We start from the raw sequence: 13287 nt of genomic DNA, 5'->3' as shown, positions 1-13287 counted from the left end.
GACGTGCGAGCAGGGCCCGGAGATGTTATTCGAATCACTAACAAAAGCGCACGTCCGGGAGGTCCGGGACGAGCCGGACCTCCCGGACGTGCGCGACGTGCGACCCGCACGGGGTCGTACGGGAGCGCGCGAGGCGGCCTTCGCGCCGGGCCGTGCACCGGCCCGCGCATTCGCCGCCGGCGCGGCGGGCGTCAGTTCTTACGGCCGAAGAGGCGGTCCAGGGAGAGGGCGCCGGGGCCGGTGAAGACGAGGAGGAGGAAGGCCCAGCTGAACATCGCCGAAGCCTCGCCGCCGTTCTGGATCGGCCACAGCGCCATGCTCTGGTGCACGTCGAAGTACGCGTACGCCATCGAACCGGACGAGACCAGGGCGGCGGTGCGGGTGCCCACGCCCAGCAGTACGAGGCCACCGCCGACGAGCTGGATGGCGGCCGCGTACCAGCCCGGCCAGGTGCCCGCCTCGATCGTGCCGCCGGTGCCCGCGGCGCCGCCGAGCACGCCGAACAGCGAGGCGATGCCGTGGCAGGCGAACAGCAGGCCGACGACTATGCGGAACGCCGACAGGGCGTAGGGGCGAGCGGCGTCGAGCCGCTCGGAGAGCGCCGGGGAGGCGTTCGCCGCGGTGGCCGTGGAGGCGGCGGCGGAAGGGGAGGGAGCGGTGGTGGGGGGCATGAGGTGGGGCTCCTCGTGTCAGGGGACAGGAAACGCGAGGGGTCCAGGTTAGGTACCCCTAATCGATACTTGCAAGTTCAAGTTCTTGATTCATTGTGCTTGTCCCTTGTCGGATCCCTGTGAGGAACCGCCCCCGGCACCGGTTCCGGGGGCGGCCGGAACGCCCCTCGCCAGGGGCTCTGCCCGGGGGTACGGCACTCTGTCCGTCGTTCCGTAGACCGCCTCGTGCGCCACCGTCAGGCACTTCCCCGGCCGCGCCTGGTCGAGCCGCAGCCGGGCGGAGCGCCCGCGCAGGGTCAGCGTCATCAGCTGATTGCCGAACCACGGCCCGCCCGTGCGCCGCCAGCCGATGGCCGGGCGGCCCGTCCGGCCGTGCCGGGCCAGGCCGCGGCCCAGCCACCGCCCCGCCCGGCTCCAGCCGAAGCGGAACGCGAGGCGGAGCGCGGCCGGGGCGCTGTTGTGCACCGGGGAGCAGGTGAGCTGCACCACCTGGCTCCGGACGGCTCGGGGCGACCCGGCCCCCGGCCCCGGCCCCGGCTTCGACGGGGACCCCCGCCACTCCGGCTCCGCGACGTACGAGTGGTGGACGTCACCCGACAGGACGGCGATCGTGGCGGGCGCCCCCGGCCCGCCGCCCACCTCGGCGATGAGCGCGGTGAGTGCCTCGAAGGACGACGGGAAGGCCGCCCAGTGCTCCAGATCGGCCCGCCGGCGCATCCGCTCGCCCAGGCGCGCCCAGCGCGGCCCGCGCTCCCCGGCGCACAGCGCCGCGTCCCACGCCTCCGCGTCGTGCACGGCCGGCGGCAGCAGCCAGGGCAGCGAGGTGCCGATGAGGAGGTGGTCGTACGAACCGGGGGCGTCCAGCGCCTGCGCGCGCAGCCAGTCCGCTTCCGCGGCGTCCAGCATGGCCCGGCCGCCCTCCTCCAGGACGCGGGTGGCGCGGCTGTCGGCCACCAGCAGCCGGACGCGGCCGAAGTCACGGCGGAAGCTCCAGCGGGCGGCGGCCGGATCGGCGTCGGCGCGGGCGGCGAACTCCCGCAGGACCGCAGTGCCGTCCTCGCCCGCGCCGTCCGTGCCGTCCTCCCCGTAGCCCTCCCCGCCGCGCGAGACCGCCTGGTACAGCTTGTCGGCCGCCAGTTCCGCCGGGGAGAGATTGCCCAGGTGCTGATACACCCAGTACGACATCAGGCCGCCCAGCACCCGCTCCCGCCACCACGGTTTCGCCCGCATCTCGGCGACCCAGGCGGCGCTGGTGTTCCAGTCGTCGATGACATCGTGGTCGTCGAAGATCATCAGGCTGGGGACGGTGGAGAGCAGCCAGCGGATCTCGGGGTCGAGCCAGGACTCGTAGTAGAGGCGGGTGTATTCCTCGTAGTCCGCGACCTGGGGGCCGGGCGGCTCGGTGAGGGAGCGGCGGCGGGCGATCCAGCGGCGCACGGCGGCGGAGGTCTTGTCAGCGTAGACCTGGTCGCCCAGCAGCAGGAGGACGTCCGGCCGCGCCTCGCCCGTGCCTCCGGCGCGGGCGAGGGCGCTCGCGAGGGTGTCCAGGGCGTCCGGGCCGGCGGGGTCGGCGACGGGACCGGTGGGGCCTGTGGGATCAGTGGTGGGGCCGGTGGGATCGATGGCACCGGCCGGGTCGCCGGGGACGAGCGGGCCCGGCGAGTCGTCGGGAACGGGCGAGTCCGGCGGCTCGTCAGAAACAGGCGGGTCCGGCGGCTCGTCGGAGCTCGCCGCCCCGCCCGGATGGAGGAAGCCGTGGTGGCCCGCCTCCGGCGGCGGCGCGGCCCACCGGCACGAGCCGAACGTGACCCGGAGCGCCCCCGCGACCGTCCCGCCGGGCACGACGGGCGTACGGATCGTGCTCTCCGGGAAGAGCGAGCCGGGCGGCGGCCACACGCGCTCGCCGTCCAGGAACACCCCGTACGCGGTCCCGGAGCCGGGACTCAGTCCCGTCACCGTCACCAGGGCGTAGTGGTGGCCGGCCACCCGCCAGGTGCGCGCGGTGCCGCCCGCGCCGTCCGCGCAGCGGACCTCGGCCTCGCAGGGCCGGTCCGTCTCCACCCAGACGGTGGCGCTCGTCCCCGTCTCCCAGTCGACGTACCGCAGCAGTGGGCCCAGTCGCAGAGCTGCCGGCATCCGGCCCTCCTCCGTCGTTCCGTACCGTACGGAACGACGGGAGCGGCCGGTGGAGTTTCCGGTTCAGCGGCGGGGAACCCGCGGTCAGCAGCCGCTGAGGACGGACGTCAGCTTGTTCTTCTCGGCGGGGTCGACGGTGAGGTCGTAGTGGTGCTTGACCGTGACCCACATCCGGGCGTACGTACAGGCGTAGGAGGCGAGCGGCGGCATCCACTGCGCCGGGTCCTTGTCGCCCTTCGCCTGGTTGACGCGGTCGGTGACCGCGATGAGCTGCGGGCGGGTCAGGTCGTTGGCGAACGCCTGCCGCTGCGCGGTGGTCCAGGTGTTGGCGCCCGACCGCCACGCCTGGGCGAGCGGCACGATGTGGTCGATGTCGATGTCCTGCGCGTCGGTCCAGGTGGCGCCGTCGTACGGGGAGAACCAGGTGCCCTTCACGGCCGCGCACTTGGCGTCCTGCTCGACGTTCTCGCCGTCGCGCTTGAGAACGACCTCACGGGTGTTGCACTGCCCGGACTGGGTGATCCAGTGCGGGAACTTGGCGCGGCTGTAGCCGTCCATGGTGCCCTCGGCGCCGACCTTGAGCTCGGCCAGGTACGTCCGCACGGTGGCGGCGTCCGGCGGGGTGGGGGGCGCGGCCTGGGCGGCGGGGGCGCTGAGCACGAAGGACGCCAGCAGGGCGGTGAGGCCGCCGGCGACGGCCGTACGACGCGCGTAGACGGCGCGGCGGGAGACGGAACCAGATATTCCGGACATGGGAACTCCTTTGGAGTGGGGGGCTGTCGGCCGGCGAGCGCGGCCAGCATCGCGGCGTCCGATTTCCGGGGGGTGGTCGCCAGGTAACAGCGTGGCGACGGGGTCATGTCAAAGCAAGGGCTTGCGGACGTGAAGTTCACTGCGCGACAGGCGCCCCGGCCTCGGTTTCTGACACGCCGCCACGTGTGCCCGCCGGTAACAGTGTTCGCGCCCGTAGGGTGGCCGGGTGCTCGCCGCCACGGCCCTGCTGCCCGTCAACGCCACCCTCGGGGCGGTGCTCGCCGTGCTGCTGGTGACCGCCGCGGGGGTGGCGGCCCTCGCCCACCTGACCGATGCCCGGGGGCGCGGCTACGCCCGGCCCATCGCCGTCGCCGGGCTGCGGGCGGCCGTCCAACTGGCCGCCGTGTCCGCGCTGATCGGCTGGGTGGTCCGGGCCGTCCCGCTGCTGCTGTGCTTCCTCGCGCTGATGTTCACCGTGGCCGTACGCACCGCCGGGCGCCGCGTCACGGAGAACGGCACCTGGTGGTGGACGGCGGTGCCCATCGGGGCCGGAGTGGTGCCCGTGGTCGTGGTGCTGCTGCTGACCGGGCTCGTCCCGCTCAAGGGGATCGCCCTGGTGCCCGTCACCGGCATCCTCATCGGCGGCGCCCTGACCGCGACCGTGCTGGCGGGCCGCCGCGCGCTCGACGAGCTGCGCACCCGGCACGGCGAGGTGGAGGCGGGCCTGGCGCTCGGCCTCCTCGACCGGGACGCCCGCCTGGAGATCGCCCGCCCGGCCGCCTCCGACGCCCTGCTGCCGGGCCTGGACCAGACGCGGACCGTGGGGCTGGTCACACTGCCGGGCGCTTTCGTGGGGATGCTGCTGGGCGGGGCGTCCCCGGTGCTGGCGGGCGCGGTGCAGCTGTTCGTGCTGGTCGCGCTGATGGCCGTGCAGGCGGTGGCGGCCGCGGTGGTCCTGGAGCTGGTGGCCCGCGGCAGGCTGCACCGGGAGCCCCGCGCCCCCGGCCGTACGGCACGCCGCCGCCGGGGGTCGCGTACCCTGGACGGAGCAGAAGGGGAGTAGCTCTTCGCCGGACCGTCGACATACTGCCGAGCTCGCCTCGGCCGGCGCCCGGAGGCCCGTCCGCACGGAAGGGCCAGCGAGACCTTCGGCCGCAGTGTCCACGACGCTGCCGTGCCGAAGCGACCCCGGAATCAGCTCAGGTCTCTCGGTCCGGCAGCCCGACCGATCGAGGTATCACCCCCGTGTTCAGCTTCACCGTCGCCGCCCTGGTCTTCGGCGTCGTCTTCCTGGCCGAACTGCCGGACAAGACGGCCCTCGCCGGCCTCATGCTCGGCGCCCGCTACCGCGCGAGCTACGTCTTCGTCGGCGTCGCCGCCGCCTTCGCCGTCCACGTCGCCCTCGCCATCGCGGCGGGCAGCGTCCTGACCCTGCTGCCGCACCGGCTCGTCCAAGCGGTGGTCGGCCTGCTCTTCCTCGGCGGCGCGGCCATGCTGCTCCTCAAGAAGGACGACGGCGAAGAGGAGATCAAGAAGCCCGCCGACCAGTCCTTCTGGAAGGTCTCCGGCGCGGGCTTCATGCTCATCCTCGTCGCCGAGTTCGGCGACCTCACCCAGATCATGACCGCCAACCTCGCGGCCCGCTACGACGACCCGGTCTCGGTCGGCGTCGGCGCGGTCCTGGCCCTGTGGGCGGTGGCGGGCCTCGGCATCCTGGGCGGGCGCACCCTGATGAAGTACGTACCGCTGGCGCTGATCACCAAGATCGCGGCGGTGGTGATGCTGGCGCTGGCGGGGTTCAGCCTGTATGAGGCGGTCACGGGCTGAGGGGGCCTGGCGGCCGGGGGGCGTATGCACAGGCGAGGCCCCCGGCCGTCCCGTCGCCTCAGCGGCGCCACAAGACTTTCGCCCGCCGCTCACTTCCGAACCCCAGACCGTGCCGGTAGATCTCCGCGACCCAGAACCGGCCGTCCTTCTCCCGGGCGAATACGCCGGAGTCCACCAGGAAGTCGGCTTCCTCGACGGTGAGTCCCACTGCCTTGAGCCAGAAAGGCACGTTCACCGCTTCCAATAGTTGGAGCCTGGCCAGGAGGTCGCCGACCTCCTGGTTCTCCGCCTGGATCGCCGAGATCTTGTTCTTGCTGCATTCGAGGAGCGCGTTGCGCATGGCACTGGGCACCAGGACGCGGTCTTCCCAGGTCGTCTGGGGAATGGAGAGGCGTGCCGCCTCGGCGAGGAACTTGACCACGTCCCGTGCCTGGACCTGATCGTGGAAGTCGCCGAGGGCGGCGGGCACCCAGAGATGGGAGCGCGCCTCCTTGGATTTCTCCGTCCCCATCTTCCATCCCCACAACTGGATGAGGGATTCCAGGAGCTTTTCCTCGGGCAGCTCGGTGATCTCCGTGGTGGCCACGGGGGAGGGGAGGGCCTGGGCGTGAGCCGCCACCCACAGGGCCAGCCGCAGTGCCTCTTCTTTGTCCCAGCGCAGAGCGTAGGACTCATACCTGCCCAGCAGCTGGCCGCTGTTCTGCCGGACAGCCCGTGTCACCAGGTCCTGGCGGACGAAGACCACCAGTCCCAGGGGCCTTCCTCGCAATGACCGAAGCCATGCGAGCACATCGATCAGCAGCACGCGCAGCGCTGTTCGTTTGACCTCGCTGTCCAACGTCTGGAGAAGGTCTTCCAGCCCATCGATGACGAAAACTGCCCTCGCTTGTCTGCCCAGCTCGGTCAGCGCGCTCTCCACGCTCTCGCCGGGTTGGGGCAGGACACCCGCCGCGGCGGCCAGGCACTCCAGCCAGAGGCGTCGCCAGCCGACCTCGTCCTGACTGTCGAGCCTGGAGAGTCCGCTCTTCAGCCGATCGGTGATCTCTTGGAACGAATCCGCTTTTCCATTTCCTCCACTGTGACCGGCAGCGAAGGCGTCCCTGAGGTCCTGCGGGGCCAGCTCGTGGCTTTCGAGGTTGACCGACTCCAGGAGGGGCACCACAGGAGCGTCCAGCCGCACCCCTTCCACCTGGGACTGCTCGGCGAACCTGCCCCAGGACCGGGCGGCGCAGGCCTTGGCGTACATGAAGGTCTTGCCGGCCCCCTTGGCCCCGACCACCAGGGCGAGGGGTGGCTCGGTGCGATGGTCTCCCAGCAGCCTGCGAAGCGGGTCGGTCACGAGGAAGCCGCTGGCGGAGGACATGCCCTCGCGCTCCGCGTGGATGAAGCGGTTCGCGGTGTCCGCGAGGTTCCTGCGCAGCGCGCGGTAGTCCACGGGTGCCGGGGGGGCCTCGGAATCCTGCGGGGCCCCGGAGGTCGGGGCGGGCATCGGAGTGATCGGCTCCAGGACATCCGCCAGTTTGCAGTTGTCCAGGACGCGTAGGACGGCTTCCCAGCTCGAAGGAAGTGCCAGTAGCTCCTCGCGGAACGGGCTCACCACCGGTCGCGAGAGGATGGCCGAGTCCACGCCGCTCGTCGTGGAGTCGATGCCCTCGCTCGACGGCGTCAGCGCTGCCAACAGGGCACTGCCGAGTTCGTCACGAGCCTGCTCCACTTGCGCGGCGTGCACGTCCGGACGGCACTGGGTGATGATGACCGAGCTCGCCGGGTCGACACCTTGAACAGCGGGCGCCCGACGCCCCAGTTGCCGTACGAGCTGTCCGGTACCCGCGAGGGACTGATGGCTCAGGGTCGTGACGAAAACGCGTTGTACGCGAGGGTCGAGCAGAACGGGCGCGGACAGCTCGGACGCGCCCGCGCGGAGATCCACGACCACGGTGTCCGCTCCGACGCGTGCTGCCAGGGCGGCCAGTGCCTCGGTGAGGAAGTACGGCGACCGGCCGGGTGTGAGGAGATCCGCCGGTTCGATCAACGGGGGGCCCATCAGGTTTCCCCGGCCTGTCGGGACGACCGTGATGCGTCCGGTCCCCGGGTACCGGCCTACCTGCTGATTGGGTAGATACGCGGCTGCGATGTCTATGGCCGCCGAGCAGCCCCCCTCATCGGAACCTTGCAGCAGGGCCAAAAGGTCCGCGTAGCAGAAGTCGAGCTGCCCCCCTTGGGCCTTGTGCATCCAGGTAATGCCCGGGGCCTCCAGGTCCGCGTCGACCAGGAGCACATTGCCCCCACGCCGGGCCACGGAGTCGGCCATGGCGACTGCGTGCACCGTGCGACCCACACCGCCCTTGAAGGAGTGGAAAGCCACCAACTGGACGTCGCCGGCGAAGCGCCCGTCCTTCGGGCGGTCCAAGGGGTCTGCCAACTGCCGGGTGATGTGCTTCTCACGCAACAGTGGGACCCGACGCGGCTGCTCGGCGTTCTCCGGCTCATGACTGAGGATCACGGGCACGCCTGTGAACGCGGTTGTCCGGGGGTCGTCAAGGCCCAGCATGAGTTCCCCGTCGTGCCGCTCGGTCGAGCCGGCGCCGAAGGCGAGATCCAGCCACTCCCTCACCCGGTCCGTGTTCGTGTCGCGGGCGACGACGAGTTCCAAGCCGTCCCACCAGCCGTCCGCTGCGTACAGCCACTCCGGCCACCGGCCTTCAGCCGCCAGGAGGGTGAGATGTTCATCCACGTCGACCCAGGTGAACAGATGGTCGGGAGGCCTCGGCCCCTCCAGCTCGTTCAGGTCGGCCACTGGTATTCCACTCCTCAGTCCCGCTCGCACCATGTGATCAGAATGCGGAGCACTTCGTGGGCTTCCTTCTCGTCCGCAGCGTCCAGCTTCGCACCATAACGCCAGGCCTGGTGTAGATCGGCCAGGGTCACGGAGCCGCGGGTGGCCGGATGCAGTCGGCAATTCCGAAGCCGGTCCAGTCGCTCACCGAGATGCCGGGGAAGCCGCAGTTCCTTGGCGATCCTCCGTAGATCATGAGTGGGCTCCAGGCCCGAGGAGTCACGGAGTCCCCGGCGTACCAGCAGCCGCTCCTTGAGAGCGCACTCCGCCGCGTAGAACAGAAGCAAACCGGCTGTAGCTGCGTCCCCGGTCGCGGTCACCGCGTCGGAGCTGTCGCGTAGTTGAATCCTGCGCTGCTGGAGTGCCCTGACCCCCACCTGAAGCACCATATGAACATCATGGCATCGGAGTGACTTCGCATTCCGAGGTATCGACCAACTGAACTACCGGCAAGGGAACGGGAGTCAAGGGGGCGGTTGCGGCCGATCGGCGGGTGATGGCACATCGGCGGGAATCGTCCAGCTCGGGGTGGGCTGCTTGCTTCCTGGGCAGGTTTTCGACGACTGGACTACCGATCGGCCCGCCCATGAGGCGGGGTGAGGCTACCCCGGCTCCGGCGCCGTATCTCGGACGGGTGGAAACGGGTGAAACCCTCGCACTCCAGTTCTGATCTGTCCTATTGTGAGAAGGGAGAAACAGCTACCCGGCTCCCATGAAGGGGGTGGCTGCCATGGCCGCCCGTAGCCGTGCCGAGGTCGAGGCGGAGATCAAGGAGAGGCTGGGACTCGTTCCGCACTTCATCTCCGGCATCCCCGACGACCTGCTCGAACACGAGTGGGAGATATTCAAGAGGATCGAGCTCGGCGAGACCCTGATTCCCAACAAGTACAAGGAACTCATGGGGATCGCCCTGCACTCCGAAACCAAATGCCGTTACTGCACGCTCTTCCACACCGAGGCCGCCCGGCTCTTCGGGGCCACGGACGAGGAGATCCAGGAGGCCGTCCACTACGCCAAGAACAGCCTCGGCTGGAGCGCGTACCTCAACGGTATGCGGGAGGACTACGACGCGTTCGCCCAGGAGCTCGAACAGATCAAGGGCTATCTGAGCGCCAAGGCGTGAAGCCATGCGCATCGAGTGGGCCCGCCCCGGCGTGCTGCGCGTCACCTCGCACGCCTACGAGTTCGCGGCGCTGGTCGCCGCGGGCCGGTACGTGGCCGGGGCCGCGCCCGTGGAGGTTCCCGCCGAGGCGCTGGAGCGGTTGCGGCGGGTCCTGGACGACTACGACGCGCAGATCTCCCGCCTGCGTGCCGGCGGGGCGGCCGGGCGGGACGAGGAGGAGCCATGACGGCCACCACCCGAGGACAGTGAGTTCCTGAACTTCTCGCCCACCAAGGAGCTCGACGAGGTGATCGCTCACCTCAAGGCGCAGGCGGGCTGAACCCCGGGGCGACAAGCACCGGCCGCCCCGACCGCACCGGCCGCGTACGGCTTCGGCCGGTGCGCCGGAAGAGGCCGTACGTCAGCCGGTGCGCCGGGAAGCCCCATACCCGGAGCGCGTACCGAAAGCGTGTGCGGCTACGGGTGCGCCGTAGTACCCCTGGGGAGACACAGAGACAGGTTTGTTCTCACTTGGAGTCACCGATGGCCGTTCGCCGTGTCGTGCCCAATATCCAGTCGGAGGCTGCCCAGGAGAGCCGGGAGTTCTACGGCCTGCTGGGCTTCGAGGAGGTCATGAACCACGGCTGGATCATGACGCTCGCCTCCCCGTCCAGCCCGGCGGCGCAGATCAGCATCATGGCCGGCGACAAGACCGCGCCCGTCACCCCCGACATGAGTGTCGAGGTGGACGATGTGGATGCGGCTTACGCGGTCATGCGGGAGAGCGGTGCGGAGATCATTCACCCCTTGCAGGACGAGGAGTGGGGCGTGCGGCGGTTCTTCGTCCGCGACCCCAGTGGACGGGTGGTCAACGTGCTGGGCCACCGCTGACGGCCTCTCCCGTACCTCTGGTGAAAGCGCTGGTCACAGCCACTCGTTGAGGGCCGTGACCAGGACGGTCGCTTCGTAGCGGACCGTGAGCTCGGCCGGTGCGCCCGAAGAAGCCGTGCCTCAGCCGACGCGCAGGACGATGCCCTCGCCGTCCGCCTCCACGCGTACCTCCGTCAGGTCCGCCACCGCCACGTCCGGCGCGTGGGCCGCCGCGCGCGGGCCCACGCCCACCACGCGCATGCCCGCCGCCTTGCCGGCCGCGATCCCCGCCTCCGAGTCCTCGAAGACGACGCAGTCCGCCGGGGCGAAGCCGAGTGCCGCGGCGCCCTTGAGGAAGCCCTCCGGGTCGGGCTTGCTGGCGCCCACGGACTCCGCCGTGACGCGGACCTCCGGCATCGGGAGGCCCGCCGCGGTCATCCGGGCCTCGGAGAGGGCGCGGTCGGCCGAGGTGACCAGGGCGTGCGGGAGGTCCGCCAGGGACGCCATGAAGGCCGGGGCGCCGGCCACCGGGACGACGCCGGCGACATCGGCCGTCTCGGCGGCCAGCATCCGGGCGTTGTCGGCGTGGTTCTGCTCCATCGGGCGGTCCGGGAGGAGGACGGCCATGGTCGCGTAGCCCTGGCGGCCGTGGACGACCTTCATGACGGCGTCGCCGTCCAGGCCCTGCTCCGCCGCCCAGTCGCGCCAGCAGCGCTCCACGACGGCGTCGGAGTTGACGATCGTGCCGTCCATGTCCAGGAGCACAGCCTTAAAAACACCAACAGTCTCTGAGCTGCGCATACGTACTCCTGAGCTTGGGCGGCGGGAGGGACAAGCGGCCCCGCCCGCTGGTCAGGGAGGGCGGACGGCGCCACTTTGTTTCCCTACGATACAAAGCAGGGCTGTGTCAGCCAAACGTCGCAGGTAGGCGGCGGCCCCGGCCCGCGCTGAGCGGTCCGGGGCCGTTGGTGATTCGGCTGATTCAGGGGGTGAGGCTCCACCCCCGCCCGTCGGCGGTGTCGAGCCAGATGCGCTGTGTGTCCTCGTTGATCGTGACGCCGTAGCGATCAGGGCCGGGCTCGCCTGTGGTGAGGAATGTTTCGTACTCCTTTTCAAGGGCGGCCCAGAGGTAGCGGGGGCCAGCCTCAGTCACGGTGCCGTCGGCCGTGAGGCTGGCGATGGAACCGTCAGGCGTCCAGACTCGTGCCCCCGTGGGCTTCCTGTCGTCGGCGAGGTCGTACTGCCATGTGAGGTCCGGGACAGCGATGCTCAGGAGAAAGCGGAAGTCGTTGTTCGCGATGGCAGCGGCAGGCAGGCGGGTAGGCCGGCCGACGGCGTCGGGCAGGGCGGGCCGACGGGCCGGCTGTCCGTCGCCGAGACCGCGCCGCAGCGGCATGAAGAACGCGCCGCCGGGGAGGAAGGCGCCTTCGGCTGTGCGCTCACCGGTGCGGTGGATGCGGGCGAGGGCGTTGCCGAGCGGGGCGAGGATGAACCCGCCCTCAGCGAGTTGCCGCACGAGCGCGGGAGGGATGGTCCTGAGCTGGCAGGTGGCCATGATGCGGTCGTACGGGGCCTTGTCCGGCCATCCGAAGCTTCCGTCTCCGGTGACGACGAGCGGGTGATGCCCTGTTGCGGCGAGGCGCTCACGGGCGGGGCCGGTGATGTCGGGCGAGACATCGATGGTCACGACGTTGTCGTCGCCGAGCCGGTGCGCGAGCAGGGCGGCGTTGTAGCCGGTGCCGGCGCCCAGTTCGAGGACTCGCATTCCGTCCTTGACCTGCAACGCTTCGAGCATGGTTGCCATGATCGAGGGCTGTGAGCTGCTCGACGTGGCGGCGCCGTCGGTGCGGTGCGTGACGAGAGGCCGGTTCTCATGAACGGTGGTGAGCCACTGCTCGCGGGTCTCAGGGTCGTCGCCGGTGATCTTGCGGCCGGTGTGGTCGTAGAAGTAGGGCACGCACTTGTCGCGGGGGATCTTCTCGAATGCGTCCCGCCATGCGGGGTCGGTCAGGTCGCCGGCGTCGACGAGGGTCTGCGCGAGCTTGGCGCGTAGCTGCGCTGCTTCCTGGTCGCGATCGGTCTCGGTGCTCACGTCGTGCTGCCTTTCTCCAGAAGGTTGGCGAGGGCGTGCGTGATGGCGTCGCGGGTGTGGTCGATCCACGCCCATTGGCCGCCGGGGTTGACGTCGACGAGGTAGTGCGTGCCGTTGCTGTCGACGATGAAGTCGAGGGCGGCGAAGACGAGGTCGAGGCGCCACATCATGGCCTCGATTCCCCGTTGGACCTCCGGGGGCAGAAGGGCGGTGCTGTAGCGGAGGCTGTGGGAGTCGCGGCGCCAGTCGAGGCTGGCGGGGCCGGCCGGGGCGTGGATGGCGACGGGGAAGGTCTGGCCGTTGACGACGGTGACCCGGACCTCGTACGCCTTGTCGGTGATCTCGCGCTGGAACAGGTGGGCGGTAAGCGCGATGCGGGAGTCGTTCCACTGCTCGGGTGGGACACGGTGGGTGTAGAGCTGCCCTCGGGTGTTGTTCTCCGTGTGGACGATGCCGCCGAGAACCTTCGTGATGATGTGGCCGCCGCATCGCTGGGCGAAGGACGGGATATCGGCGGGGTTGTTCGTGATCAGGGTCTCGGGTACGCGCAGGCCGGCCTCGGCTGCGGCGGCGAGTTGCCTGGGCTTGGTGCAGTCCGCGTTGCGCTCGGGGCGGTTGACCCACAGGACTCCGGGGAGGGAACCGAGCACGCCGGAGACGGCGCGTTTGGCCTGCGAGGTGGCGAACACCTGCTCGGGTCCGCTCATGGTCTCGGGGAAGGCAAACGGGGTGGGCTTGCGCCACCAGACGGCGCGGACTTCTGAGAGGTCCACCCCTCGCGTGGCGTCGCGCATGGCGCCCCTCCATCGGCCGTCGGCACCGACCTCGGCGGACAGCGTAGAGCGGGTGGGGAAGTCGGCTAGGTCGGTGCGCCAGAAGGGTATGCGGCGGGCGTTCAGCTCGCGCAGTACGTAGTCGGCGGTCGGGTCCAGGGCGAAGGTGACGACGAGCACGCGCGGCGCCTGGCCGCGCGTGCTCTCACCGGATGGTGTGGTCATCG

13 protein-coding genes are annotated in these 13287 nt (G+C 70.6%); 5 read left to right on the top strand and 8 right to left on the bottom strand.

Annotated elements, in window-relative coordinates:
- Positions 1–191: 191 nt before the first annotated feature.
- From AF335_RS02010 to AF335_RS02000, 3 genes are all read right to left on the bottom strand, one after another.
- On the bottom strand, positions 192–671 hold the full coding sequence (locus AF335_RS02010) for a DoxX family protein (protein ID WP_102916499.1): 480 nt from the start codon (positions 669–671) through the stop codon (positions 192–194).
- Positions 672–761: 90 nt separating this feature from the next.
- Complete coding sequence (locus tag AF335_RS02005; RefSeq protein WP_102916498.1) at positions 762–2807, bottom strand: alkaline phosphatase D family protein; 2046 nt, start codon at positions 2805–2807, stop codon at positions 762–764.
- An 84-nt stretch (positions 2808–2891) separates the two neighbouring features.
- Positions 2892–3560, bottom strand: coding sequence for an HNH endonuclease family protein (locus AF335_RS02000; protein ID WP_102916497.1), 669 nt, complete (start codon positions 3558–3560; stop codon positions 2892–2894).
- Positions 3561–3786: 226 nt separating this feature from the next.
- On the opposite strand from AF335_RS02000, the gene AF335_RS01995 reads away from it, so the two are divergent.
- Entirely contained in the window at positions 3787–4623 is an 837-nt protein-coding gene (locus tag AF335_RS01995) for an ABC transporter permease (protein ID WP_244926883.1), read from the top strand.
- A 182-nt stretch (positions 4624–4805) separates the two neighbouring features.
- The gene (locus tag AF335_RS01990; RefSeq protein ID WP_102916496.1) at positions 4806–5387 is read left to right on the top strand and encodes a TMEM165/GDT1 family protein; all 582 of its coding nucleotides are present in this window, start codon (positions 4806–4808) and stop codon (positions 5385–5387) included.
- Between the two features lie 58 nt (positions 5388–5445).
- Here AF335_RS01990 and AF335_RS01985 read toward each other — a convergent pair whose 3' ends face one another.
- Together AF335_RS01985 and AF335_RS01980 are read right to left on the bottom strand one after the other, a co-directional pair.
- Positions 5446–8184, bottom strand: a complete 2739-nt coding sequence (locus AF335_RS01985) for a KGGVGR-motif variant AAA ATPase (RefSeq protein ID WP_244926882.1) — start codon at positions 8182–8184, stop codon at positions 5446–5448.
- 14 nt (positions 8185–8198) lie between these two features.
- Positions 8199–8612 (bottom strand): hypothetical protein, encoded by a 414-nt coding sequence (locus tag AF335_RS01980; RefSeq protein ID WP_102916494.1) that lies wholly within the window; start codon positions 8610–8612, stop codon positions 8199–8201.
- Positions 8613–8935: 323 nt separating this feature from the next.
- On the opposite strand from AF335_RS01980, the gene AF335_RS01975 reads away from it, so the two are divergent.
- The 3 genes from AF335_RS01975 to AF335_RS01965 all read left to right on the top strand — a co-directional run bounded on the left by AF335_RS01975 (position 8936) and on the right by AF335_RS01965 (position 10216).
- A complete protein-coding gene (locus AF335_RS01975) occupies positions 8936–9346 on the top strand; it encodes a carboxymuconolactone decarboxylase family protein (protein ID WP_102916493.1) in 411 nt (136 codons plus the stop codon).
- A gap of 4 nt (positions 9347–9350) precedes the next feature.
- On the top strand, positions 9351–9572 hold the full coding sequence (locus AF335_RS01970; protein WP_102916492.1) for a hypothetical protein: 222 nt from the start codon (positions 9351–9353) through the stop codon (positions 9570–9572).
- Between the two features lie 296 nt (positions 9573–9868).
- Positions 9869–10216, top strand: coding sequence for a VOC family protein (locus AF335_RS01965; RefSeq protein WP_102916491.1), 348 nt, complete (start codon positions 9869–9871; stop codon positions 10214–10216).
- Positions 10217–10336: 120 nt separating this feature from the next.
- Here AF335_RS01965 and AF335_RS01960 read toward each other — a convergent pair whose 3' ends face one another.
- The 3 genes from AF335_RS01960 to AF335_RS01950 form a co-directional block, all read right to left on the bottom strand.
- Positions 10337–10996 (bottom strand): HAD-IA family hydrolase, encoded by a 660-nt coding sequence (locus AF335_RS01960; protein ID WP_102916490.1) that lies wholly within the window; start codon positions 10994–10996, stop codon positions 10337–10339.
- A 181-nt stretch (positions 10997–11177) separates the two neighbouring features.
- Positions 11178–12287 (bottom strand): methyltransferase domain-containing protein, encoded by a 1110-nt coding sequence (locus AF335_RS01955; RefSeq protein WP_102916489.1) that lies wholly within the window; start codon positions 12285–12287, stop codon positions 11178–11180.
- Positions 12284–13285: an MvdC/MvdD family ATP grasp protein gene (locus tag AF335_RS01950; protein WP_102916488.1), complete on the bottom strand. Its 1002-nt coding sequence runs from the start codon at positions 13283–13285 to the stop codon at positions 12284–12286. The genes AF335_RS01955 and AF335_RS01950 overlap by 4 nt, the downstream gene beginning before the upstream one ends.
- Positions 13286–13287: the final 2 nt, after the last annotated feature.

Source organism: Streptomyces eurocidicus, from assembly GCF_002891295.1.
In the GTDB taxonomy this organism is placed as follows: Bacteria; Actinomycetota; Actinomycetes; order Streptomycetales; family Streptomycetaceae; genus Streptomyces; species Streptomyces eurocidicus.
This window is presented reverse-complemented; position numbering and strand designations above follow the sequence as displayed.